Source organism: Pseudoxanthomonas jiangsuensis, assembly GCF_010093185.1.
Classification (GTDB): Bacteria; Pseudomonadota; Gammaproteobacteria; order Xanthomonadales; family Xanthomonadaceae; genus Pseudoxanthomonas; species Pseudoxanthomonas jiangsuensis.
This window is the reverse complement of record NZ_PDWL01000002.1, coordinates 78,830-100,204: the sequence shown is the minus strand read 5'-3', so window position 1 is coordinate 100,204 and position 21,375 is coordinate 78,830. Positions and strand designations below refer to the sequence as shown.

Here is a 21,375-nt window from a genome sequence, read left to right as displayed (position 1 = left end):
TTCGCCGGCGCTTCTCCACGGACGAATCCGGTCTCCCGGCTCCCACAGTTCAAACCGCCTGCCGCGGCCACACCCGCCCACCCGGATCGAACTCGGCATTGCGCATTTCCTCCGCGCGCCAGCCGAATCCGCATACGGCCATCGCCCCCTCCTCCAAGGGGTCCAAGCCAAAGGCCTGCTCGATGTCGGCCTCGTTGATCGCGCAGGTGACGAAGGCTCCCAGGCCCAGATCGGTGGCGGCCAGGTACAGCGTCTGCGACAGGTGCCCGGCGTCCATGACCACCGCGCGGTAGGCCTTGGGATGCTGGCGGTACTTCCAGAAGCAGCGCGCAAAGCGGGTGGCCATCACCACCAGCAGCGGCGCGTTGGCGAACCAGTGCTGGCCGGCGACCATCCGCGCCGCCAGTCCGTCCAGCGGCTCCGCCGGCACCGCCAACGGCTCCAGCGCGTGGTCGAGCGGGTGGTAGTGGTAGAGGCCGGGCGCCACCCCCTCCACCCGCTGCACCAGCAGGTAGGCCCCGGTTGGATGCAGGCCCCCGCCGGACGGGCTGCCCTTCTTCAGGAACACCGTGTCCTCGTCGGCCTGCCAGCTGCCGTGGGCCGCGAACACCCGCTCCAGCATCCGCGCCAGCGATTCCTGCGGCAGCGCGCGCCGTGGATCGAAGTTGCGGCAGGTGGTACGACGCCGGAGCAGAGCATCAAAGCCTTCCGGCTCAATGGTGCGCGCCAGCGCCAGCCGCGGACCATGGCCGCCGCGCGCGGGCACCGCCGGCGGCGGCGGACCCAGGTTCTCGCGCAGGCCGACCGCGGTGGACAGGCCTGCGGCCTCGGTCGCGGCCGCCGCGTCCTGGCCGCTCCAGCGGGCGGCACGGTGCAGCATCGCCGCCGGCGCCCACCAGTGGCCGGCGCGTAACCGCACATCGCGCTGGGCGTGGATCCTACGCTGGCCTTCGGCAGCGGTCTCGGCAATGACAAGGCCTGCGTCCAGAAGCGCATCCAGCGTACCTTCCGACCAGCCAGCCAATGTTTCCTCAGGTGTCCAGGTCTCCGGCGAAAGCTCGGCAAGCAAGTCCCGCTCCGCCGTGCCCAGCGCGACCGGCTGCTCCAGGTGCGGCGCATGCGCCACCCACTCCCGACTGCGTCGCGCACCGCTGCCGCCGGACAACAGCCCGGCCAGGTCGAACTCCACCCGCTCCCGCGGCTCCAGATACAGGACCGCGCAACGACGCACCCGCATGTGCCCCCCTTTGGCCATGCCCTTGCAATATCAGCCCCGCCAGTATGACGATGCCTGACCGCGCATTCCGCGCGGGCTACATATCACCAGGGGGAAAAACATGACCAGCAATCAAGCGAGCCAGCCCATGGACGCGGCCGTCGTGGACGAACTGCTCGACCGCCTCTCCAGCGACGACGGCTTCCGCGACCTTTTCGCCACCGACCCGCGTGCAGCTCTGGCCCAGATCGGCCATGTGGTGCCGGCGGACGATCCGCTGCTGTGCGCGCAGACCACGGTATTGGCGTCGAAGGAAGAGCTTGCCGCGGCGCGTGAAGCATTACGCGAGCACCTGACCAGTGCCGTCACCATGACCGTCATTTTCAATTTCGAGGCCGGTAAAGTCGAGCAGTCTCTCGGCAAGAACTAGCATCAAACACGCGGCGGGACCATGTCCGCCAAAGGACAGGTCCCGTCAGCGGACGCCAGTCGCCTCCGGCGATATCTCTGTTCGGACATCCACCAGGTTTAGTGGCTGGAGCACCTGCTCGGCAACCACTTCCGCAAGTGCCTGTCCGTGGTGCTCATGCAGCCAGCGCTCCTGTTCGGCGATGCCGGACAGGTCACCGCCATCCCGCGCGAGCTCACGCATCACTACTCGTGCCTGCACGAGTTCAGTTCCATCCAGCTGTGGCTTCAGCAGTTCGACGCCATCCGCCACTCGTCCATCCAGACGCAACTGATTTGCGCGGACCAGAGTCACAATCTTGTCGACTTGGCGGTTGCGCATACGCAGCGCCTCCGGCTCCAGCCAATCCAGACAACGCGAGGCAAGTGCAACTTGCCCGCTGCGCTGTGCCAAATAAGCCAGCACGGCGTAGCGGAAAACTTCTTCGTATCGTGCTGGACTCCCAGCATCCATCAGTGCCTTGCGCGCTTCCCGCTCGATCGCGGCCAGGGATTCCATCGGGATGGCTTCACCAGTAGCGGAACGCACGATCAAATCATTGAGCGTGAAATGGCGCGGATAGGGTGCGGGAAGACTGGAAGCCATCTCCCGCATGCGTAGAGCCAAGCGCTTGGCACGCGCGCCATCATCGCCATCAAGTGCGACCGCCACCAACCCTCGCTGCGCGTTCAACCACATTGGCAGACCATCTTCTGGCTTGACCGCCTCCAACAGCGCGGCGGCCTGCTCAGGCCGCCCTTGCAGGATGAGTGCTTCCGCACGTGCGCCCGCCATCGGCGCACGGCCGGCAAGCTCCGCCTGTTCCAGCGCTTCCAACGCCTCCTTCGCTCGGCCCAGTGCGGTGAGAGCCCGGGCAACATGCACCAGCGTATAGGTACGCTTGGGCGCCTGCGGTGCCGAGCCCTGCTGGGCATGTGCGAGCGCTTCTTCGAAGCGGTTCTCGGCCAGCAAGTACCACGATGAATTCGATTGCGCTGGATAATGGTCAGGATAGAGCTTGGCCATTGTCAGCCACTGCGAGAGCGAGCCGCCATCAGGGGAGATCTCCGCCTGCCATGCATCGACCTGCAATTGGTCTCGTGCAGTAAGCTTTTCACGCACGCGTACGGCGTTGGCGACGTGACGGCTAGCGTCAGCCGTATCGCCTGATGCCCAGGCAATGCTCGCAAGGCCCAAGTGCGCCCGCGCGAATTCGGGATCAAGCCTTACCGCGCTCTCAAACAGCCCGCGCGCCTCTTCCCAGCTCCGCTTGGCCATGGCCTCTTCAGCCAAGGCATAAGCACGCAGTGCTTCGAGATTGCCGGTGGTCGCCTGAGGCAGCGGAATCGAGCTCTGCTGCACCGAGGCTACTGCTTCGCCGAGATTACCGCGTAGCTGGCGAGAAACCTTATCGATTGATCCCAGCACCGACGCGAGGCCTTTGCCACTAGCCCGCTCCGAGTAGATGGTCGTCTGCGTGACAGGATCAACGATCTCAACCGAAAACTGCAGTTCGTTGTCGACCTCGTTTACAGCCGGAAGAACCACTGCACGCGCCCCAGTTCGCGCTGCCACCTGCGAAGCGACGGCACGATCGAGCATTGCACTCTGCGGATCCAGCCGCATCTGCTCCAATGTCTGCTGCACCTTGAGGTCGCTGAGCACATTGACGTACCGCGACTGCTCCAGGCTGATCCGGAACGCCTGCTCCAGCGACTCGTCCAGCACGGTCTGCCCGGTGAGGTTGCGCAGGTCGCCCACCACCACCCAGTCGCGTTCGGAGAAGGCGATGGCCGGCTCGGGCCGGGTGATGAACCAGGCGCCCAGGCCGATGCCGGCCACCAGCAGCACCTCGGCCACCAGCGCCGCCGGGCGCCGCCACAGGGGCAGGTCGCGGCGCGCCTTGGCGTCGCCGGACGGCGCGCGCAGCGGCGCCAGCCCGGGTTCGCCGACCTCGAGGACTTCCTGCACCTCGGGCACGCCCTTGAAGCGCCAGCGGCCGTGCGAGCGCCACTGCAGGGCGTCGCCGCGCTCGCCCAGTTCGCGCGCGGCGCGGCGCACCAGCGGCTCGGCCACGGCCGACAGCAGGATCTGGCCGGGGCGGGCCAGCTGCATCAGGCGCGCGGCCAGCGGCTTGGCCAGGCCTTCGATCTCCATCGACTTGGCGCCGGCCTGCACCGCTTCGTCGCTGTTGCGCCAGATCAGCACTTCGCCCACGTGTATTCCGGCGCGGGCGCGCAGGGGCACCGCGCCGTGGGCCCAGCCGAGGTCTTCCAGGCCGCGGCGGTAGTCCAGGGCGAAGCCGAGCCCGTCCAGCGGGCGCTCGAACATCAGCAGCAAGCCGTCGGAGCGGTCGATCAGGCGGCCGCGCCAGCGCTGCTGCAGCTCCAGCACGAAGTGGTCGTGCTCGCGGAAGAACGCGGCCGCGCCGGTATCGCCCAGCTTCTCGACCAGGCCGGTGGAGTCGCACAGGTCGGTCAGCAGCAAGGTGCGCAGCTGCGGCGCGTCGACGGCAGGGGGCGTTCCGTCGCTCATCTTCGCCTCGTCAGTATTCCGAGCGGGGTGGGTCGTCGACCCAGGACACGCGGTTGCCGCCCTGGCGCTTGGACTCGTACAGCGCCGCGTCGGCGCGGGCGTACCAGTCGTTCCAGTCGCGGTCGTGCTCGACCAGGCAGGCGCCGACGCTGACCGCGCAGATGGTCGGCACCGCCTGCTGCAGCCGCAGCAGGCTGCGGGTCGTGGCGATCACGAACTCGGCGTAGCGCAGCACGTCCTCGCGGCTGTCGGCCGACACCAGCAGGCAGAACTCGTCGCCGCCCAGGCGGCAGGGCACGTCCTCGGCGCCGGCCACCGAGCGCAGGATGCCGGCGATGTTCTGCAGCACGCGGTCGCCGACCAGGTGGCCGTGGTCGTCGTTGATCTGCTTGAAGCGGTCGCAGTCCACCAGCAGGAGGCCGGTGCCGCCCTTGAAGCCGACCCGGCGGCATTCCTGCAGATGCAGGGTCAGGCCGCGGCGGTTGTACAGGCCGGTAAGCTCGTCGGTGCGGATCAGCTCTTCGGTCTGGTTGAGCTGGTGGGTGGTGGCGTAGAGGTCGTCCAGCGCCGTTTCCAGGTCGTGGTTGCGGCGGCGCAGCTGGCGGATCAGGCTCTGCTCGTTGAGCACCACGCGGGTGATGGCCCGCCGCAGGAACTGCGCCACCAGCGCCGGGTCGCGTTCGACCAGGCGCTGGAAGCCGTCCTGGCCCAGTTCCACCAGGCGGCCCTCGCCCACGGCGATGGCGTCGGCGCTGCGGGTGTGTTCGCCCACCAGCAGGCCCAGTTCGCCGAAGAATTCCTGCGTCCCCAGGCGCTTGAGCGCCAGGTCGCTGCCGAAGTCCAGCTCGACCTCGCCCTGGGCGATCAGGTACATGACCTCGCCCGGGTCGCCGCGGCGGAAGATCCGCTCGCCGGCCTGCACCCGGCGCTCGCGGCCGACCCCGGAGAACAGCTCGAACTCGCGCGCAGCCAGCACCGCGGCCGCGCTGTTGCCGTTCGTCGTCTCCTGGTCCGTCCGTTCGCGGACGATGTGCGCCACGCCGTCGCTCGGCATCCCGCGGCTCCCTGCGCCTGGCCCCCCTGCCAGGTCGAACGCCGAGGATACCATCGACTCGGGTATGGAGAAGGCGGCCGGCGGGCGCCGGCCGGCCCTCAGGCCGCGGCGCGGTCGTGGAACTGCTCTTCCTCGGTCGAGCCGGTCAGGGCGGTGGTCGAGGACTGGCCCTGCTGGATGGTCTGGGTGACAGCGTCGAAGTAGCCGGTGCCGACCTCGCGCTGGTGCTTGACCGCGGTGAAGCCCTTCTCGGCGGCGGCGAACTCGGCCTCCTGCAGCTCGACGAAGGCGCTCATCTGGCGGCGGGCATAGCCATGGGCCAGGTTGAACATCGAGTAGTTCAGGGCGTGGAAGCCGGCCAGGGTGATGAACTGGAACTTGTAGCCGTAGCTGGCGATCTCCCGCTGGAACTTGGCGATGGTGGCGTCGTCCAGGTTCTTCTTCCAGTTGAAGCTCGGCGAGCAGTTGTAGGCCAGCAGCTTGCCGGGGTACCTGGCATGGATCGCCTCGGCGAACCTGCGGGCGAACTCCAGGTCCGGCTTGCCGGTCTCGCACCACACCAGGTCGGCGTAGGGGGCGTAGGCCAGGCCGCGGCTGATCGACTGCTCCAGGCCGTTGCGGACCTTGTAGAAGCCCTCCACGGTGCGCTCGCCGGTGGTGAACGGCTTGTCGTTGTCGTCGATGTCGGAGGTCAGCAGGTCGGCGGCCTCGGCGTCGGTGCGCGCGACCAGGATGGTCGGCACGCCCATCACGTCGGCGGCCAGGCGCGCGGCGTTGAGCTTCTCCACCGCTTCGCGGGTCGGCACCAGGACCTTGCCGCCCATGTGCCCGCACTTCTTCACCGAGGCCAGCTGGTCCTCGAAGTGCACGCCGGAGGCGCCCGCCTCGATCATCGCCTTCATCAGCTCGAAGGCGTTGAGCACGCCGCCGAAGCCGGCCTCGGCGTCGGCCACGATCGGCTGCAGGAAGTCGATCGAGTCGTCACCCTCGGCATGCTGCAGCTGGTCGGCGCGCAGCAGGGCGTTGTTGATCCGGCGGACGACCGCGGGCACCGAATCGGCCGGGTACAGCGACTGGTCCGGGTACATCTGCCCGGCCAGGTTGGCGTCGGCGGCCACCTGCCAGCCGGACAGGTAGATCGCCTTCAGCCCGGCCTTGACCTGCTGCATGGCCTGGTTGCCGGTCAGCGCGCCCAGGGCGTTGACGAAGTCCTCGGTGTGCAGCGACTTCCACAGCTTCTCGGCGCCGAGCCGGGCGATGGAGTGCTCGACCGGGATGGTGCCGCGCAGGCGCACGACGTCGGCGGCGGTGTAGTGGCGGGTGATGCCGGCCCAGCGCGGGTCGGTGTTCCATTCGTGCTGGATCTGCTCGGCGGTCTTCAGCGTGGTCATGGCGGTTCTCCGTGGGGGGTCAGTCGATCCGGGCGTAGGCCGGCAGGGTCAGGAACTCGACCAGCTGGCAGGCGCGGGTCAGTTCGTCGAGCAGGGCGATGGCCTCGGGGATGCGGGCGCCGCCCGGCAGGGTGGCGGTGTCGCCCAGGCGGCCCGGCAAGGCGGCCAGGGTCCGCTCGAACAGGGCGAAGTCGATCACCGTGCCGTCGGCCAGGTGCACCGGGCTGCCGTCGGCGTGGCGGCCGCGCGGGTCGGAGTGGTGCAGCCACTGCCACAGCTGGGCGCGGGCGATCTCGGCGGTGGCCGCGTCCTCCATCAGCCAGTGGATCGGCACGCAGCCCTGGCCGTCCAGCCAGGCGGCCAGGTAGCGCACGCAGACCTCGACGTTGTTCTCGAAGCCCTCGCGGGTGATCGTGCCTTCGCTGGGCCGGATCAGGTCGTCGCGGCCGACCCGCACGTCCTCGCGCAGCACGTGGTGCTGGTTGGGCGTGGGCATGTGCGCGTCGAACACCTCGCGCGCCACCGGGATCAGCGCCGGGTGCGCCACCCAGGTGCCGTCGTGACCGGCGCCGACCTCGCGCAGCTTGTCGGCGCGTACCCGGGCCAGGGCCTGCTCGTTGGCCGCCTCGTCGCCGGCGATCGGGATCTGCGCGGCCATCCCGCCCATGGCGTGCGCGCCGCGGCGGTGGCAGGTGCGGATCAGCAGCTCCGAGTAGGCCTTCAGGAACGGCTGGGTCATGGTCACCTGGCCGCGCTCGGGCAGGACCCGGTCGGCGTGGGCGCGGAAGGTCTTCAGGTAGGAGAAGATGTAGTCCCAGCGGCCGCAGTTCAGGCCGACGACGCGGTCCTTCAGCGCGTGCAGGATCTCGTCCATCTCGAACACCGCCGGCAGGGTCTCGATCAGCACCGTGGCCTTCATCTGCCCGTGCGGCAGGCCCAGCATCGCCTCGACGTGCGACAGCGCGGCCTCCCACAAGGCGGCCTCCTCCATCGACTGCAGCTTGGGTAGGTAGAAGTACGGGCCGCGGTCGTTGGCCATCAGGGTGCGGGCGTTGTGCCAGGCGAACACGGCCATGTCGAACAGGCCGCCGGCGATCGGCTCGCCGTCCACCCGCACGTGCTTCTCGTCCAGGTGCCAGCCGCGCGGGCGCACGATCAGCACCGCGCGCTCGTCGTAGCGGCGCAGGCGGTACTGCTTGCCGTTCTCCGCCTCGAAGCCCAGGGTGCCGTCGACCGCGGCGGCCAGCGCGCGCTGGCCGGCCAGCAGGTTGCGCCAGGTCGGCGCGGTGGAGTCCTCGAAGTCGGCCATGTAGCAGTTGGCGCCGGAGTTCAGCGCGTTGATCACCATCTTCGGGTCGGTCGGGCCGGTGATCTCCACCCGGCGGTCGCGCAGGGCCCGCGGGATCGGGGCCACGCTCCAGTCGCCGTCGCGGATGGCGGCGGTGTCGGCGCGGAAGTCCGGCAGGCCGCCGGCGTCGAAGAAGGCCTGGCGCTCGCGGCGGGCGGCCAGGCGGGCGCGGCGCTCCGGCTCGATCGCCCGGTGCAGGGAGACCAGCAGGCCCAGCAGCGGCGCCGGCAGCAGCTGTTCCTGGCCGGCCACCCGCTCGGTCAGCGAAAGCCCGACCGCGCCGCGCGGGGCGGCCACGGCAACCGGACGGCTGGCCGGGCGGGTCGACGGAGTCGCAGGGACGGAGGGGGTCGCGGTGGCGGCGGTGGCGGACATGGCAGGCTCCTGGCTGCTCGGCTTGGAGGTCCACGCTGCGCTGCGGCAAATTATTTGACAAAGCAGATTTGTCAATGTACTTCATAAGTTCAACTAATATGCAGGCACAACCATCCCGTGCCCACCTCTGCAAGTCCCCGTTTTTCCTACAAATCCGACCGGCTCAAGCCGCTGCGGGCGTTCTGCCAGACGGTCCGCCTGGGCTCGGTCTCGCGGGCCGCGGACGCGCTTTTCGTCAGCCAGCCGGCCATCACCCTGCAGTTGCAGGCGCTGGAGCGGGACCTGGGCATGCCCCTGCTGGAGCGCAACGGCCGCCGCCTGGCGCCGACCCGGGAGGGCGAGGTCCTGTTCGAGATGGCCCTGCCGCTGGTCGAGCAGATCGACGGGCTGGAGGCCGCCTTCCGCGAGCGGGTGCGCGGGCTGGAGGCCGGCGAGCTGCGGATCGCCGCCAACAGCTCGACCATCCTCTACCTGCTGCCGAAGATCGTGGCCGCCTTCCGCGCCCAGCACCCGGACGTGCACCTGACCCTGGACAACGTGGTCACCAGCGAGGGCACCGACCTGCTGCGCGAGGACGCGGTGGACCTGGTGGTCGGCACCCTGCTCGACGTGCCGGCCGACCTCAGCTACGAGGCGGCGCACCGCTTCGAGCAGCGCCTGGTCGCCCAGCCCGGCCACCCCTTGCTGAAGAAGGCGCGGCTGGAACTGGCCGACCTGGCCGAATACCCGCTGATCCTGCCGCCCAAGCGGCAGATCACCTGGCGCCTGGTCGACCTGGTGCTGCAGCAGAACCGGGTGCCCTATTCCGTGGCGCTGGAGGTCAGCGGCTGGGACGTGATCAAGCAGTACGTGGCCATGGGCATGGGCGTGTCGATCGTGCCCTCGATCTGCCTGGGCGAGGCCGACGCCGGACGCCTGGGCTCGCGCTCGCTGTCGGCGTTCTTCCCCTCGCGCAGCTACGGCGTGGTGGTGCGCAAGGGCCGGGTGCTGTCACCGCAGGCGCGCGCCTTCATCGCCCTGATCAAGCCCGACCTGATGGCTCCGCGCGAGTACGACGAAAGTGGGCATTCGGAGCGGTGAGGCGGTCGAGGCCGGCGAGGCTTCGCCGGAACACCCGCTCCTCCCTCCGGGCAGAAACGAAGCCTGGAGCCCGCAGGTCATCGGCCTTCCGTCTTCGCATCCGGCGGGATGCGGCGGCTAGATCGTCCGCGCCAGTTGCATGACCGGCAGGGACAGGGCCGCGGTCGCCAGCACGATCACCAGGATGCCCGCCGCCAGGCCAGCGACGGCGGCCGCGATTCCGCGATGGCGGCGCTGCGGCCACGACCACCAGGCGGCCACCGGCACCAGCGCCGCCAGCCAGGCCAGCCGATGCCATTCCAGGACCAGGCGGGTCGGCCACGGCAGGTCGGTTCCGAACGCCGCCAGGGATTGTGCGAACTGCGGCAGTACCGTCTCCACGCCCGCCACCAGGCCCAGCGCAGCCAGTATCCCCGCAGGCAACCAGATCCAGGAGGACCATGGCCCGGCCTGACCGTTCCGGTACGTGGGAATGGGTGCGGACATGCGCATCGCCTCCTGGCTGCGGCTTGGCTCCGTTCGCTTCAGCTTGCTACGGCCATCGTCCGTCGGCAACCGCGCAGGTCCCGCGTTCAACCAGCCACGAACACGCGCCATCCCAGCCACGCCAGCACCGCGACCGCCGCCCAGAACAGCAATCCCACCACGACACAGGCCAGGTCGTCCTCGCGCACGCGTCGCCGTCGCCGGCTCAGGATCGCGTAGCCCAGGCCACGCACCGGCAGCTCGAACAGCAGTTCCAGCAGCACCCGGCCAACGATGCGCAGCGCGCTGCCGAGGAAATGGCCGCCGAGTTCATCGATCGGCATCCGCGCCTCCTTCCCTGGCACGTCGACCTTCCGCCGCGGAGGTGGCCATCGCCTTGCGGTTGCGGCCGCTCAGCGCGCCACCGTGGTCATTTCGGCCGGGCGTGCGTTGTCGCGCAACGCCAGGGTCTTGCCCATGCCGTAGCCCTGCACGAGCAGGAAGAACACCAGGCCGGTCGCCATCAGCAGGCCGCCGGACGGCTGGCCGCGACGCGCGGCCCAGCCGCCGATGACGATGGCGACCAGGAAGAACAACGGCGAGAACAACGCGCCGGCGACGATGAAGAGCCAGGCGTGCGAAACCGCGCGATCACTGCGAATGCGTCCGTGCATGATCATCTCCAGGATGGGATGCGCACCGGCGATGGCCGCCGATGGCGCCGCCGGATCGATCGGCGGCCGGCCCGATCATGGCACAGGCACCGCCCACCCGCCCGTTCAGCCCGGCGGCGCATCCGGGCCGCGGCTCAGGACGCCGGCTCGAGCCGGTACAGCCGGCCCTTGGCGCCGCGGCCGCCGTCCTCCAGCAGCCACACCGTCCCGTCCGGGCCCTGCTCGACCTCGCGGATGCGGGTGCCCATGTCGTAGCGCGCGGCCTCGCGCGCTGCGTCGCCGTCGAACGCCACCCGCACCAGGCTCTGCGAGGACAGGCCGCCGATCAGGCCCTGGCCGTTCCAGCCCGGATAGCGGTCGCCGCGGTAGATGATGAAGCCCGCCGGCGAGATTACCGGGTTCCTGGTGACGGCCGGGGCGCGGAATTCCGGGCGGGTGTCATGGTCGGGGATCGGCTTGCCGTCGTAGTGGTCGCCGTTGGAGACGATCGGGTAGCCGTAGTTGGCGCCCCTGGCGATCAGGTTCAGCTCGTCGCCGCCCTTGGGTCCCATCTCGTGCACCCACAACCGGCCGTCGTCGGCGAAGGCAATGCCGAGCATGTTGCGGTGGCCCAGCGACCATACCTGCGCGGCCACGCCGCCCTGCGCGGCGAAGGGATTGCCGTCCGGCACCTGGCCGTCGTCGCGCAGGCGCACGATCTTGCCCAGGTTGCCGGCCATGTCCTGGGCCGGATCGAACTTCTGCCGCTCGCTGGAAGTGATCCACAGCAGGCCGTCGCGGTCGAAGGCGATGCGGTGGCCGTAGTGGCCCTGGCCGCTCACCTTGGGCGACTGCCGCCAGACCACCTGCAGGTCGGCCAGGCGGGCGTTGTCGAGGTCCAGCCGGGCCCGTGCGACCGCGGCACCGGCGGTGTCGCCCTCGCCCGGTTCGGCGTAGCTGAGGTAGACCCAGCCGTTCTCGGCGAAGCGCGGGTGCAGGACCACGTCGCCGAAGCCACCCTGGCCGCCGTAGGCCACCTCCGGCACGCCGGCGATGCGGATGCGCTTGTCGCCGGCGATGTCGTACAGCTGCAGGCGCCCGGCCTTCTCGCTGACCAGCAGGCGGCCGTCGGGCAGGAAGGCCATCGCCCAGGGCTCGTCGAAGCGGGCGATCTCGCGCTCGACGAAGGGTTTGGGCGCGGCGGCCGGCGCCGGCTGGGCCTGGGTGGCGGCGCAGGCGGCGGCGAGGACGAGGGCGAGCGGCAGGCGGACGGGAAGGCGCATGGCGGCGGCTCCGGTGCGAGGGGTGGCCCGATCCTACCCGGGTGCGTGTCTGCGCGGTGAGGGCGGGGGTTGCGCCTACACGGGCGCGCGGCGCAGCTGGGCGAACGCGGCCAGGGCGGCGGCGCGGCCCTCGGCCAGGTCCACCTGCGGCTGCGGGGGATAGTCCGGCGCGTGCCGGCGCAGCAGCTCCGGCTGCTCCCACGGCGCGAACCGCGCCGCCGGCGGCAGCGACGCCAGCTCCGGCACCCAGCGCGCGATGTAACTGCCGTCCGGGTCGAACTTCCGCGCCTGGCTCACCGGGTTGAACACCCGGAAGTACGGCGCTGCGTCGGCGCCGGTGCCGGCGGTCCACTGCCAGCCCTGGGTGTTGTTGGCCAGGTCGGCATCGACCAGGGTGTCCCAGAACCAGCGCGCGCCGTGCGACCAGTGGATGCGCAGGTGCTTGGTCAGCCAGCTGGCCGCGATCATCCGCACCCGGTTGTGCATCCAGCCGGTATGCCACAGCTCGCGCATGCCGGCATCCACGATCGGCACCCCCGTGCGGCCCTGCTGCCAGGCCTGCAGCTTCGCCCGCAGGGGCCGCGCCCAGCGGAAATCCGCGAAGCGCGGATCGAGGTCGCGCTCGGGCACCTGCGGGTAGTGGTGCAGCACGTGGTGGGCGAACTCGCGCCAGCCCAGCTCGGCCAGGAAACGTTCGCGGTCGGCGGCGGCGATCACGCCGCCGGCATCGAGCACCGTCGCGGCCACCCGCCGCACCGAGACCTCGCCGAAGTGCAGGTGCGGCGACAGCCGCGAGGTCCCCGCCTCGGCGGCGAAATCGCGGTTATACGCGTAGCCCTGCACCGCCCCGTCGAGGAAGCGCGCCAGCGCCTGCCGCGCCCCCGCCTCGCCTGGCGCGAACCTTCGCCAGAAGCCGGCGTCCCATTCCGGCCGCGGCGCCGGCAGCACGTGGTCCAGCGGCACCCCGTGCGGCGCGTCGACCGCATCGGGCGAAGGCAGCCGTGCCGGCGCCTCCCAGGTGGAAAGCGCGCGCCAGGACGCCAGCGCCGACTTCCAGAACGGGGTGAACACCCGGTACGGGTCGCCCTGCTTGGTCGCCAGCTCCCACGGCTCGAACAGCAAGGCGCCGTTGAAGCTTTCCGCATGCAGGCCCTCGCGGCGCAGCTCGCGCTTGATCCGGGCGTCGCGCTGCTCCACCGCCGGCTCGTAGCGGCGGGTCCACAGCACCGCCTCGGCGCCGGTGAGCGCGGCTACCGCCCGCAACGTGCCCAGGCTGGGGCCGTGCAGCAAAAGCAGGCGCGATCCCCGCCGCTCCAGCTCGGCCGCCAGCGCTTCGAGCGAGCGCCGGCGCCAGGCCATCGAGGCCGCACCCGGCGCCCACGCGCCCTCTTCCTCCGGGGCGTGGATGTAGACCGGGATCGGCAGCAGGCCGCGGTCCAGCGCCGCGCGCAGGGCCGGCTGGTCGTCCAGCCTCAGGTCGTCGCGGAACCAGACCAGAGCCGCGCCCATGTGCGCCTCAGACCGTGCCGCGGTTCTTGCCCTGCCACGGGCGGTACCAGGCGCGGATCGCGGCCATGTCCGCCTGCAGGTCGCCGCTGGTATGGAACAGCGGGCCGATGCCGATGGTCTTGTCCGGATAGTGGAAATAGGCCATCAGGATCGGCACCCCGGCGCCGTCGGCGATCTTCCAGAACCCGGGCTTCCAGTGCTCGACCGGCTTGCGCGTGCCCTCCGGCGCCAGCGCGAACCACATCCGCGGCGATTGCCGGACCAGTTCCACCGCCTGCGCGACCACGCCCTGGGCGCGATTGCGGTCGACCGGGATCACCCCCAGCCGGTGCAAGACCAGCGACAAGGGCCACCAGAACAGCGAGGCCTTGCCGAGCACGCGCACGTCGAAGCCCAGCGCCATCTTCGCCGCCATGCCCCAGATCCCGTCCCAGTTGGACGAATGCGGCGCGGCGATCAGCACCAGCCGGGGGATGTCCGGCAGCTCGCCGACCACCCGCCAGCCGCCCAGGCGCAGCACGCTGCGGCCGAGCCAGCGCGAGAACCGGCGCCGCGCCGGCAGCTGCGGCATGTTCGGCGGGATCGCCGGCAGCAATAGGCGTTCGTCGGCCATGTCAGTCCCAGTCGCGGGTGCCGCGGCCGCGCTTGATCTCGCCGCGCTCGCGCTTGCCCTGCAGGCGCCTTTGCTGCGAGCCGCGGGTGGGCTTGGTCTGCACCCGCGGCTTGGGTACCGACAGCCCGGCGGCGACGAACGCCGCCAGCCGCTCGCGCGCGTCCTGGCGGTTGCGGTCCTGGGTGCGGAAGCGCTGGGCCTCGATCACCAGCACGCCCTCGTCGGTGATCCGGCGGTCGCGGCGGGCCAGCAGGCGTGCGCGCAGGGGCTCGGGCAGGGAAGGCGACCCGGCGATGTCGAAGCGCAGTTCGACCGCGGTGGAGACCTTGTTGACGTTCTGCCCGCCGGCGCCGCTGGCGCGCACGAAGCGCTCTACGATCTCCGTTTCCGGGATCGCCAGATCGGGACCGACAGGAATGGCATCGGCGGACATGGCCGGATTGTACGGGAGGCGGGGGTCACGGCTGCGGTAGGATCGCCCGGTCCCGAAGCCATGGAGGCTGCCATGCCCGCGTTCCGCACCGCCCTTGCCCTGCTGCTCGCCACGTTGCCCCTCCCCGTGCTGGCGGCGCCGCCCAGCGACGACCGCCTGGAGCATCTGCTGGAGGTGATGCGGGTGCAGCGCGACACCGAACGCATGCTGCCGCAGATCGAGGCGGCGCAGGAACAGATGGTCACCCGTGCCCTGGCAGGCGACAGCAACGTCGAGAAGCAGAAGGCGGTGCGTGCCGCGCTCGCCGAGTCGCGCGCCTCCCTGCAGCGGATGCTCGGCTGGGAACGGCTGCAGCCGCTGTACATGGACATCTACCGCAAGACCTACGACGGCGAGGACGTGGAGGCGATGATCGCCTTCTACGAAAGCCCCGCCGGGCAGCGCGTGCTCGACCGGCAGCCACGGCTGATGGAGAACGTGATGGCCGCCGTCGGCGAACTGGTCGGCCCGGAGATGATCGCCATGGGCGAGCGCATCGCCACGATCGAGAAGGCCAAGGCCAAGGCGACCGAGTGAGCCGGCCACGCCTGCCCGGTCGTTGCTGGCCTGGCGGGCGCTAGTCCGGCAGGCGCCAGCCGAACAGCTCCATCGCCTTGACGAGCTCGCCCGAAGGCGGTGCCGCCACCCGCACCTCGCGCCCGTCCCGCGGATGCGGGAAGCCCAGCATCCACGCGTGCAGCAGCATCCGGTGCACTCCGCGCATGCGGAAGGCGCGGTTGTGGCGGCCGTCGCCATGGCTGGTGTCGCCGATCAGGTGATGCGAGGCGTGCTTGAGGTGGCGGCGGATCTGGCGGAAGCGGCCGGTCAGCGGCGCGCATTCGAGCAGCGCGTAGCGCGAGGTGTCGAAGCCGGCCGAAGGTTCGTCCAGTTCGCCCGTGGCCAGGCGCCGGAAGCGGGTCTGCGCCGGCTTTTTCTGCGGCTTGCCGGGGCCGCCATCGAGCGGGTGGTCGATTACGAAGTCCTCCTCCGGCCAACCGCGGCACACCGCCAGGTAGCGCTTGTCCAGCTGCTGGGCCATCACCGCCTTGCCCAGCGCCGAGGCGCTGTCGCGGTCGAAGGCCAGCAGCAGGCAGCCGCTGGTAGCGCGATCCAGGCGATGGACCAGGTGGATCGGGCGGCCGAACTGCGCGCGCAGGCGGTCGGCGGCGAAGTCGGTCTCGTCGGCGGCCAGCGCGCTGTCGTGCACCATCAATCCCGCCGGCTTGTCGACCACCGCCAGCCATTCGTCCGCATACAGCACCGGCAATTGCACCTGCATCCATCCTCCACCGCACGGAGTGCCCGCCTGCGCGACGCGGCGGCATCTGCGAAACTCGCCCGGCCGGCGCGACCGCCGGTCGATCCCATTGGAGACCACGGATGATCCCCAGTAAGCAGATTCTCGCACTCGCTCTGGCGTTCGCACTCGTCCTGCCCGGCGCTTCCCTGCCCGCCTCCGCGCAGGCGCCCGCCCTGCCCAAGGGCGTGGTCACCGGCCCCAGCATCGAAGGCATCAGCGAATACACCTTGGGCAACGGCCTGCGGGTACTGCTGTTCCCCGATGCGAGCAAGCCCACGGTAACCGTGAACCTGACCTACCAGGTCGGCTCGGTGCACGAGAACTACGGCCAGACCGGCATGGCCCACCTGCTCGAGCACCTGCTGTTCAAGGGCACGCCGCGCCACGACGACATCAGCGGCGAGATGAAGCGACGCGGCATCGCCTTCAACGCCACCACCTCGCTGGACCGCACCAACTACTTCGCCTCCTTCCCGGCCAGCGACGAGACCCTGGACTGGGTGCTGAAGATGGAGGCCGACCGCATGCTCAACTCGCGGGTGGCCAAGGCCGACCTGGACAGCGAGATGACCGTGGTCCGCAACGAGCTGGAGGCCGGCGAGAACAACCCGGCCGGGGTGCTGTTCCAGCGCCTGCGCTCGACCGCCTTCCTCTGGCACAACTACGGCAATTCCACGGTCGGCGCGCGCTCGGACGTGGAGGGCGTGGACATCGGCCAGCTGCAGGCGTTCTACCGGACCTGGTACCGGCCGGACAACGCCACCCTGGTGGTGGCCGGACGGATCGACCCGGCCGTGGTGCTGCGCAAGGTGCAGGCGGCATTCGGCGCGCTGAAGAAGCCGGCCGCCGCGCTGCCGCGCCTGTACACCCTGGAGCCGGCGCAGGACGGCGAGCGCGAGGTCACCGTGCGCCGGGTCGGCGACCTGCGCCTGGTCGCCGCCGCCTACCACATCCCCGCCCGCACCCATGCCGACAACGCCGCGCTGGCGGTGCTGGCCAACGTGCTCGGGCACACCCCCGGCGGGCGCCTGCACAAGGCCCTGGTGGAAACCCGGATCGCCGCCGGCACCGGCGCCGGCGCCGAGGGCCTGGCCGACGCCGGCCTGCTGACCGCGGTGGCGGTGCAACCCAGGGACGGCGATCCGCAGAAGGCGCAGGACGTGCTGCTGGCCCAGCTCGAGGACCTGGCCAAGCACCCGGTCACCGCCGAGGAGGTCGCCCAGGCCCAGCAGCGCATCGCCAACGCCTACGAGCTCTACTTCACCGACGTCAACGCGGTCGGCATGGGCCTGTCCGAGTTCCTTGCCGCCGGCGACTGGCGGCTGCTGTTCACCAGCCGCGACGCCATCGCCAAGGTGAGCGCCGAGGACGTGAACCGGGTGGCCGCCACCTACCTGCGCCCGAGCAACCGCACCCTCGGCCGCTTCGTCCCGACCGAGGCGCCGGACCGGGTGGAGATCCCGGCCGCGCCGGCGGCGGCCGGCGTGGTCGCCGGCTACACCGGGCGCGCGGCGGTGGAGGCCGGCGAGCAGTTCGATCCCAGCCCGGCGAACATCGAATCGCGCACCGAGCGCCTGGTCCTGGGCGATGGCCTGAAGGTCGCCCTGCTGCCCAAGCGCACCCGCGGCGGCACGGTGGTGGTCAACGGCGTGTTCCACTTCGGCGACGAGAGCTCGCTGCGCGGCCGCGACGTCGCCTCCAGCCTCACCGGGGCGATGCTGATGCGCGGCTCGCGCGGCCTCGACCGCGTCGGGATCGACCGCAGGCTGGAGGAACTGCAGACCCAGGGCAGCGTCGGCGGCAACCTGCAGGCGGCGACCCTGTCGCTGCAGAGCCGCCGCCAACAGCTGCCCGAAGCGCTGGCGCTGATGGCCTCGCTGCTGCGCGAGCCGGCGTTCCCCGAAAGCGAATTCGAGCAGCTGCGGCTGCAGATCGTCACCAGCCTGGAAGCCTCGCGCCAGGAACCGGGCAGCATCGCCGGCCGGGCGCTGTCGCGGCACTTCGACCCGTGGCCGGCGGGCCATCCGCTGCACGCACTGGACCTGGACGAGTCCCTGGCCGCCGTGCGCGCGCTGCGGCGCGAGGACCTGGTCGCGTTCCACCGCGACTTCTACGGCACCGCCGACGGCGAGATCGCCATCGTCGGCGACTTCGATCCGGCCGCAGTCAAGCGACAGCTGCACGAACTGTTCGCCGGCTGGCGCAGCAGCCATCCGTACGCGTCCATCGCTACCGCCTACACCGCGGTGGCGCCGCTGGACCAGCGCCTGGCCGCGCCGGACAAGCCCAATGCGGTGCTCCTGGCCCGCCACAACCTCGCCCTGCGCGTGACCGACGCGGACTACCCGGCGCTGGTGGTGGCCAACCGGGTGTTCGGCGGCGGCGCGCTGAAGTCGCGGCTGGGCGACCGCATCCGCCAGAAGGAAGGCCTCAGCTACGGTGTCTCCAGCGGCATCAGCGCCGACGACAGCCGCACCGGCAAGGACGATTCGGGCAGCTTCTCGATCCAGGCCATCGCCGCGCCGCAGAACGTCGACAAGGTCGAGGCGGCGGTGCGCGAGGAACTGGCGCGGCTGGTGGCCGAGGGCATCACCGCCGAGGAACTGCGCGACGCCGTCTCCGGGCTGCTGACCGAGCGCGAGCAGGGACGCGGCAACGACGGCACGGTCTCGGGGATGCTCCAGGACCAACTGTTCTTCGGGCGGACCATGGCCTTCACCGCCGGACTGGACGACAAGTACCGCGCCCTGACCCTGGACCAGGTCAACGCCGCGATCCGCAGGCACCTGAAGCCCGAGCAGCTGACGGTGATCGCCGCCGGCGATTTCGCCGCGGGGGAGAAGCCGGCGCAGTGATGGCGCGCATCGGCGGGGCGGCGGGTGTCGCCGCGCCGCCGGCCTAGCGCCGCGGCAAGGCCGCCAGGATCGCCCACAGGCCGCCGATGCCGGCGACCCAGGCCGACAAAGGCACGCCGAACAGCCGCGGGCCGCCGGCCTCCAGGCCATAGAGCACCGCCGCCACCAGCAACAGGCCCACGCCGAGGATCGCCGCGACCGAGCGCCTCTGCATGATCTGCAGGGTCCGCGCCAGCTCGGCGATGTCGCCCGAACGCACGTCCACCGCGTGCCGGCCGGCGACCTGCTGCTCCAGCCAGGCGTGCATCAGCCGCGGCATGTCCGGGGCGCGGGTCATCAGCTCCGGCACGCGCTTGCCGAACTCGCGCCAGAGCCTGCGCGGGCTGTAGCGCTCGCGCAGGATCCGCTCCAGCACCGGCCGCGCCACCGCCCAGATGTCCAGGCGCGGGTCGAGCTGGCGGCCGACGCCCTCGATGTTGAGCAGGGTCTTCTGCAGCAGGATCAGCTGCGGCTGCAGGGTCAGCTCGTAGCGCTGGGCGGTGCGGAACAGCTTGGCCAGCACCTGCGCCAGCGAGACCTCGCTCAGCGGCCGGGTGAAGTACGGCTCGCACACCGCGCGCGCGGCGGCCTCCAGCTCGTCGATGCGCACGGTGGCCGGCATCCAGCCCGCCTCCACGTGCAGCTCGGCGATGCGCCGGTAGTCCTGGTGGAAGATCGCCATGAAGTTCTCGGCCAGGTAGTACTGGTCCTGCGAGGACAGCTGGCCGACGATGCCGAAGTCCAGGGCGATGAAGCGCGGGTCGTGTCGCCGCGCCGGATCGTCGTCCACCCAGATGTTGCCGGCGTGGGCGTCGGCGTGGAAGAAGTTGTCGCGGAACACCTGGGTGTAGAACACCCGCACGCCCTTGGCCGCCAGTACCTTGCGGTCGATGCCGGCCGCGTCCAGCGCGGCGATGTCGTCGGACGGGATGCCGCTGACCCGCTCCATGGTCAGCGCACGCTGGGCGGTGTGCGACCAGATCACCTCCGGCACGTACAGGTCCGGCGAGTCCTTCCAGAAGCGGCGCATCACGCTGGCGTTGGCGCCCTCGCGCTGCAGGTCCAGCTCGGCGGCGAGGGTGGTCTCGATCTCGGCGACCACCGCCTGCGGACGGATCTTGTCGGCGTTGGGATGGGTGCGGTCGACCAGCGCGGCCAGCGAACGCAGCAGGGCGATGTCTGACGCGATCTGCTTCTCTATGCGCGGGCGCAGCACCTTGACCACGACCTGGCGGCCATCGTGCAGGCGCGCGGCGTGGACCTGGGCGATCGACGCGGAGGCCAGCGGCACCGTGTCGAACGCGGCGAAGGCTTCGGTCACCGGCAGGCCCAGCGCCTGCTCCACGATCAGCCGCGCCGCGTCGCCGTCGAATGGGGCGACCTGGTCCTGCAGCAGGGCCAGCTCCTCGGCGATGTCGGCCGGGACCAGGTCGCGGCGGGTGGACAGGATCTGCCCGAACTTGACGAAGATCGGCCCCAGTTCCTGCAGGGCCAGGCGCAGGCGCGCGCCGCGCGGCTGCGCAGCCACCTCGGCGGTGGCGCGCGGCACGAACGGCTTGCCCAGCCGCAGCCAGCGCTCGGCCGGGGTGTCGTCGAGCAGGTCGTCCAGGCGGTAGCGCAGGACCACCCGGCCGATCCGCCAGGCGCGCAGGGCGGCCTTCATGCGCCCGGCTCCCGCACCGGCGCGGCCGGCAGCCGCAACCGGGCCACGCGCGCGGCGATCCGCTCGACGTCGTCGCGCAAAGCGTCGACGTCGTCGTTGAACGCGGCCAGTTCGGCCCGGGCGACCACGTCGCGCGATTCCTCGGTGAGGTATTCGGCGCCGGAACGGACCAGGTCGCCGGCGGCCTGGCGCGCGCCGCGCAGGGCGGCGGCCGCGGCGTTGGCCAGCTGCACCCCGATCACCTCGCCGAACGCCGATACGAACGGCTGCTGCCAGTCCGGATCGAAGCCGGCGGCCAGCCTCTGCAGCCGTTGCGCCAGGGCGGCGTCGCCGGACACGTGCAGGCGCCCGGACGGACGGCCGCGGGCGGCGGCCTGGGCGAAGAACGGCAACTGCCCGAGCAGGCCGCCGATGCTGCCGCGCACGGCCAGGTCGGCCTCGCGCACCGGCGGCCCGACCTGCAACCAACCGCGGTGCACGCCGATCTCCAGCGCCAGCGGCGGCGATTCCAGGGTCAGCGACACCCGGCGGCCATCCAGCGGGGTCAGGGCGTCGCGGGTATCGGGGTCCAGCGCCACGGCGCGGTTCAACGCCGCTTCCAGGGCGCGTCCGGCCAGCGGCTTGAGGGCATCGAAGGGCGTGGGCATGGCGGCATTCTACCGGCCGGGAAATACGCGCGGCGGAAAAGGAAACGGGCGGGACCTGGGTCCCGCCCGTTTCCGTTGCCTCCCTGCCACCGCCCCGCCGGTGCATCCACGGCGGAGCGGTGGTGCATTCCAGTCAGCTTCGAACCTGGAGATTCGAATCCGCCATTCCCCGGGCGGCATGCCCGGGTGGAGCGGGGGGTTCAGTGCGCTAGACGCGCCGGCCGCGCAGCAGCGAGATCGCGCCCAGGATCAGGAACACGACGAACAGGATCCAGGCGATGTTGGTGGCCGCGCCGGCGATGCCGCTGAAACCCAGCAAGGCGGCGATGACGGCGATGACGAAGAAGACGACGGCGTAATGGAGCATGGTGGTTTCATCCCTGTGGTGCGCCGCTGGTCCGGCGTTGGGCGCATGTTGGGACAGCCGCG

The 21,375-nt window shown here is 70.9% G+C and carries 20 protein-coding genes; 4 read left to right on the top strand and 16 right to left on the bottom strand.

Annotated features, from left to right (window positions below; all coding sequences use genetic code 11):
* Nucleotides 1–49 precede the first annotated feature (49 nt).
* The gene (locus CSC62_RS01870; RefSeq protein WP_162404470.1) at nt 50–1,237 is read right to left on the bottom strand and encodes a putative peptide maturation dehydrogenase; all 1,188 of its coding nucleotides are present in this window, start codon (nt 1,235–1,237) and stop codon (nt 50–52) included.
* Between the two features lie 100 nt (nt 1,238–1,337).
* Here CSC62_RS01870 and CSC62_RS01865 point away from each other — a divergent pair, with 100 nt between their 5' ends.
* Nucleotides 1,338–1,646 (top strand): NHLP-related RiPP peptide, encoded by a 309-nt coding sequence (locus CSC62_RS01865; RefSeq protein ID WP_162404469.1) that lies wholly within the window; start codon nt 1,338–1,340, stop codon nt 1,644–1,646.
* A 45-nt stretch (nt 1,647–1,691) separates the two neighbouring features.
* Here the strand turns inward: CSC62_RS01865 and CSC62_RS01860 are convergent, their stop codons facing one another.
* The 4 genes from CSC62_RS01860 to aceB all read right to left on the bottom strand — a co-directional run bounded on the left by CSC62_RS01860 (nt 1,692) and on the right by aceB (nt 8,367).
* A complete protein-coding gene (locus tag CSC62_RS01860; protein ID WP_162404468.1) occupies nt 1,692–4,199 on the bottom strand; it encodes a putative peptide modification system cyclase in 2,508 nt (835 codons plus the stop codon).
* A 10-nt stretch (nt 4,200–4,209) separates the two neighbouring features.
* The gene (locus CSC62_RS01855; protein WP_162404467.1) at nt 4,210–5,253 is read right to left on the bottom strand and encodes a GGDEF domain-containing protein; all 1,044 of its coding nucleotides are present in this window, start codon (nt 5,251–5,253) and stop codon (nt 4,210–4,212) included.
* A gap of 98 nt (nt 5,254–5,351) precedes the next feature.
* Nucleotides 5,352–6,644: an isocitrate lyase gene (aceA, locus tag CSC62_RS01850; RefSeq protein WP_162404466.1), complete on the bottom strand. Its 1,293-nt coding sequence runs from the start codon at nt 6,642–6,644 to the stop codon at nt 5,352–5,354.
* A gap of 19 nt (nt 6,645–6,663) precedes the next feature.
* Complete coding sequence (gene aceB / locus CSC62_RS01845; RefSeq protein ID WP_162404465.1) at nt 6,664–8,367, bottom strand: malate synthase A; 1,704 nt, start codon at nt 8,365–8,367, stop codon at nt 6,664–6,666.
* A 117-nt stretch (nt 8,368–8,484) separates the two neighbouring features.
* Between aceB and CSC62_RS01840 the strand changes: the two genes are divergently transcribed.
* Nucleotides 8,485–9,447, top strand: coding sequence for a LysR family transcriptional regulator (locus CSC62_RS01840; RefSeq protein ID WP_162404464.1), 963 nt, complete (start codon nt 8,485–8,487; stop codon nt 9,445–9,447).
* 117 nt (nt 9,448–9,564) lie between these two features.
* Here the strand turns inward: CSC62_RS01840 and CSC62_RS01835 are convergent, their stop codons facing one another.
* From CSC62_RS01835 to arfB, 7 genes are all read right to left on the bottom strand, one after another.
* Nucleotides 9,565–9,933, bottom strand: a complete 369-nt coding sequence (locus CSC62_RS01835; RefSeq protein WP_162404463.1) for a hypothetical protein — start codon at nt 9,931–9,933, stop codon at nt 9,565–9,567.
* An 86-nt stretch (nt 9,934–10,019) separates the two neighbouring features.
* Nucleotides 10,020–10,256: a hypothetical protein gene (locus CSC62_RS01830; RefSeq protein ID WP_162404462.1), complete on the bottom strand. Its 237-nt coding sequence runs from the start codon at nt 10,254–10,256 to the stop codon at nt 10,020–10,022.
* A gap of 69 nt (nt 10,257–10,325) precedes the next feature.
* Entirely contained in the window at nt 10,326–10,586 is a 261-nt protein-coding gene (locus CSC62_RS01825) for a hypothetical protein (protein WP_162404461.1), read from the bottom strand.
* 134 nt (nt 10,587–10,720) lie between these two features.
* Nucleotides 10,721–11,848, bottom strand: a complete 1,128-nt coding sequence (locus tag CSC62_RS01820) for a PQQ-dependent sugar dehydrogenase (RefSeq protein WP_162404460.1) — start codon at nt 11,846–11,848, stop codon at nt 10,721–10,723.
* A 75-nt stretch (nt 11,849–11,923) separates the two neighbouring features.
* Complete coding sequence (locus CSC62_RS01815; RefSeq protein WP_162404459.1) at nt 11,924–13,357, bottom strand: cryptochrome/photolyase family protein; 1,434 nt, start codon at nt 13,355–13,357, stop codon at nt 11,924–11,926.
* 7 nt (nt 13,358–13,364) lie between these two features.
* Nucleotides 13,365–13,970, bottom strand: coding sequence for a lysophospholipid acyltransferase family protein (locus CSC62_RS01810; RefSeq protein ID WP_162404458.1), 606 nt, complete (start codon nt 13,968–13,970; stop codon nt 13,365–13,367).
* A gap of 1 nt (nt 13,971) precedes the next feature.
* A complete protein-coding gene (arfB, locus tag CSC62_RS01805; protein ID WP_162404457.1) occupies nt 13,972–14,403 on the bottom strand; it encodes an alternative ribosome rescue aminoacyl-tRNA hydrolase ArfB in 432 nt (143 codons plus the stop codon).
* 72 nt (nt 14,404–14,475) lie between these two features.
* Between arfB and CSC62_RS01800 the strand changes: the two genes are divergently transcribed.
* Complete coding sequence (locus CSC62_RS01800) at nt 14,476–14,979, top strand: DUF2059 domain-containing protein (protein ID WP_162404456.1); 504 nt, start codon at nt 14,476–14,478, stop codon at nt 14,977–14,979.
* A 40-nt stretch (nt 14,980–15,019) separates the two neighbouring features.
* Here CSC62_RS01800 and CSC62_RS01795 read toward each other — a convergent pair whose 3' ends face one another.
* Nucleotides 15,020–15,721: a pseudouridine synthase gene (locus CSC62_RS01795; RefSeq protein ID WP_162404455.1), complete on the bottom strand. Its 702-nt coding sequence runs from the start codon at nt 15,719–15,721 to the stop codon at nt 15,020–15,022.
* A 101-nt stretch (nt 15,722–15,822) separates the two neighbouring features.
* Here CSC62_RS01795 and CSC62_RS01790 point away from each other — a divergent pair, with 101 nt between their 5' ends.
* On the top strand, nt 15,823–18,597 hold the full coding sequence (locus CSC62_RS01790) for a M16 family metallopeptidase (protein WP_162404454.1): 2,775 nt from the start codon (nt 15,823–15,825) through the stop codon (nt 18,595–18,597).
* A 43-nt stretch (nt 18,598–18,640) separates the two neighbouring features.
* On the opposite strand, the gene ubiB is transcribed toward CSC62_RS01790, so the two are convergent.
* The 3 genes from ubiB to CSC62_RS01775 all read right to left on the bottom strand — a co-directional run bounded on the left by ubiB (nt 18,641) and on the right by CSC62_RS01775 (nt 21,313).
* Nucleotides 18,641–20,299 (bottom strand): ubiquinone biosynthesis regulatory protein kinase UbiB, encoded by a 1,659-nt coding sequence (ubiB, locus tag CSC62_RS01785; RefSeq protein ID WP_162404453.1) that lies wholly within the window; start codon nt 20,297–20,299, stop codon nt 18,641–18,643.
* Nucleotides 20,296–20,946: a ubiquinone biosynthesis accessory factor UbiJ gene (locus tag CSC62_RS01780; protein WP_162404452.1), complete on the bottom strand. Its 651-nt coding sequence runs from the start codon at nt 20,944–20,946 to the stop codon at nt 20,296–20,298. Before CSC62_RS01780 ends, ubiB begins: the two co-directional genes overlap by 4 nt.
* A 208-nt stretch (nt 20,947–21,154) precedes the next feature.
* A complete protein-coding gene (locus CSC62_RS01775; RefSeq protein WP_019399423.1) occupies nt 21,155–21,313 on the bottom strand; it encodes a DUF1328 domain-containing protein in 159 nt (52 codons plus the stop codon).
* Nucleotides 21,314–21,375: the final 62 nt, after the last annotated feature.

Coding starts and splice junctions, on each gene's coding strand:
- CSC62_RS01815 (WP_162404459.1), bottom strand. CDS start 13,357: ATGGGCGCGGCTCTGGTCTGGTTCCGCGACGACCTGAGGCTGGACGAC.
- CSC62_RS01860 (WP_162404468.1), bottom strand. CDS start 4,199: ATGAGCGACGGAACGCCCCCTGCCGTCGACGCGCCGCAGCTGCGCACC.
- CSC62_RS01790 (WP_162404454.1), top strand. CDS start 15,823: ATGATCCCCAGTAAGCAGATTCTCGCACTCGCTCTGGCGTTCGCACTC.
- CSC62_RS01855 (WP_162404467.1), bottom strand. CDS start 5,253: ATGCCGAGCGACGGCGTGGCGCACATCGTCCGCGAACGGACGGACCAG.
- CSC62_RS01835 (WP_162404463.1), bottom strand. CDS start 9,933: ATGTCCGCACCCATTCCCACGTACCGGAACGGTCAGGCCGGGCCATGG.
- arfB (WP_162404457.1), bottom strand. CDS start 14,403: ATGTCCGCCGATGCCATTCCTGTCGGTCCCGATCTGGCGATCCCGGAA.
- CSC62_RS01865 (WP_162404469.1), top strand. CDS start 1,338: ATGACCAGCAATCAAGCGAGCCAGCCCATGGACGCGGCCGTCGTGGAC.
- CSC62_RS01800 (WP_162404456.1), top strand. CDS start 14,476: ATGCCCGCGTTCCGCACCGCCCTTGCCCTGCTGCTCGCCACGTTGCCC.
- CSC62_RS01810 (WP_162404458.1), bottom strand. CDS start 13,970: ATGGCCGACGAACGCCTATTGCTGCCGGCGATCCCGCCGAACATGCCG.
- CSC62_RS01820 (WP_162404460.1), bottom strand. CDS start 11,848: ATGCGCCTTCCCGTCCGCCTGCCGCTCGCCCTCGTCCTCGCCGCCGCC.
- CSC62_RS01870 (WP_162404470.1), bottom strand. CDS start 1,237: ATGCGGGTGCGTCGTTGCGCGGTCCTGTATCTGGAGCCGCGGGAGCGG.
- CSC62_RS01795 (WP_162404455.1), bottom strand. CDS start 15,721: ATGCAGGTGCAATTGCCGGTGCTGTATGCGGACGAATGGCTGGCGGTG.
- CSC62_RS01825 (WP_162404461.1), bottom strand. CDS start 10,586: ATGCACGGACGCATTCGCAGTGATCGCGCGGTTTCGCACGCCTGGCTC.
- aceA (WP_162404466.1), bottom strand. CDS start 6,644: ATGACCACGCTGAAGACCGCCGAGCAGATCCAGCACGAATGGAACACC.
- ubiB (WP_162404453.1), bottom strand. CDS start 20,299: ATGAAGGCCGCCCTGCGCGCCTGGCGGATCGGCCGGGTGGTCCTGCGC.
- CSC62_RS01830 (WP_162404462.1), bottom strand. CDS start 10,256: ATGCCGATCGATGAACTCGGCGGCCATTTCCTCGGCAGCGCGCTGCGC.
- CSC62_RS01775 (WP_019399423.1), bottom strand. CDS start 21,313: ATGCTCCATTACGCCGTCGTCTTCTTCGTCATCGCCGTCATCGCCGCC.
- CSC62_RS01780 (WP_162404452.1), bottom strand. CDS start 20,946: ATGCCCACGCCCTTCGATGCCCTCAAGCCGCTGGCCGGACGCGCCCTG.
- aceB (WP_162404465.1), bottom strand. CDS start 8,367: ATGTCCGCCACCGCCGCCACCGCGACCCCCTCCGTCCCTGCGACTCCG.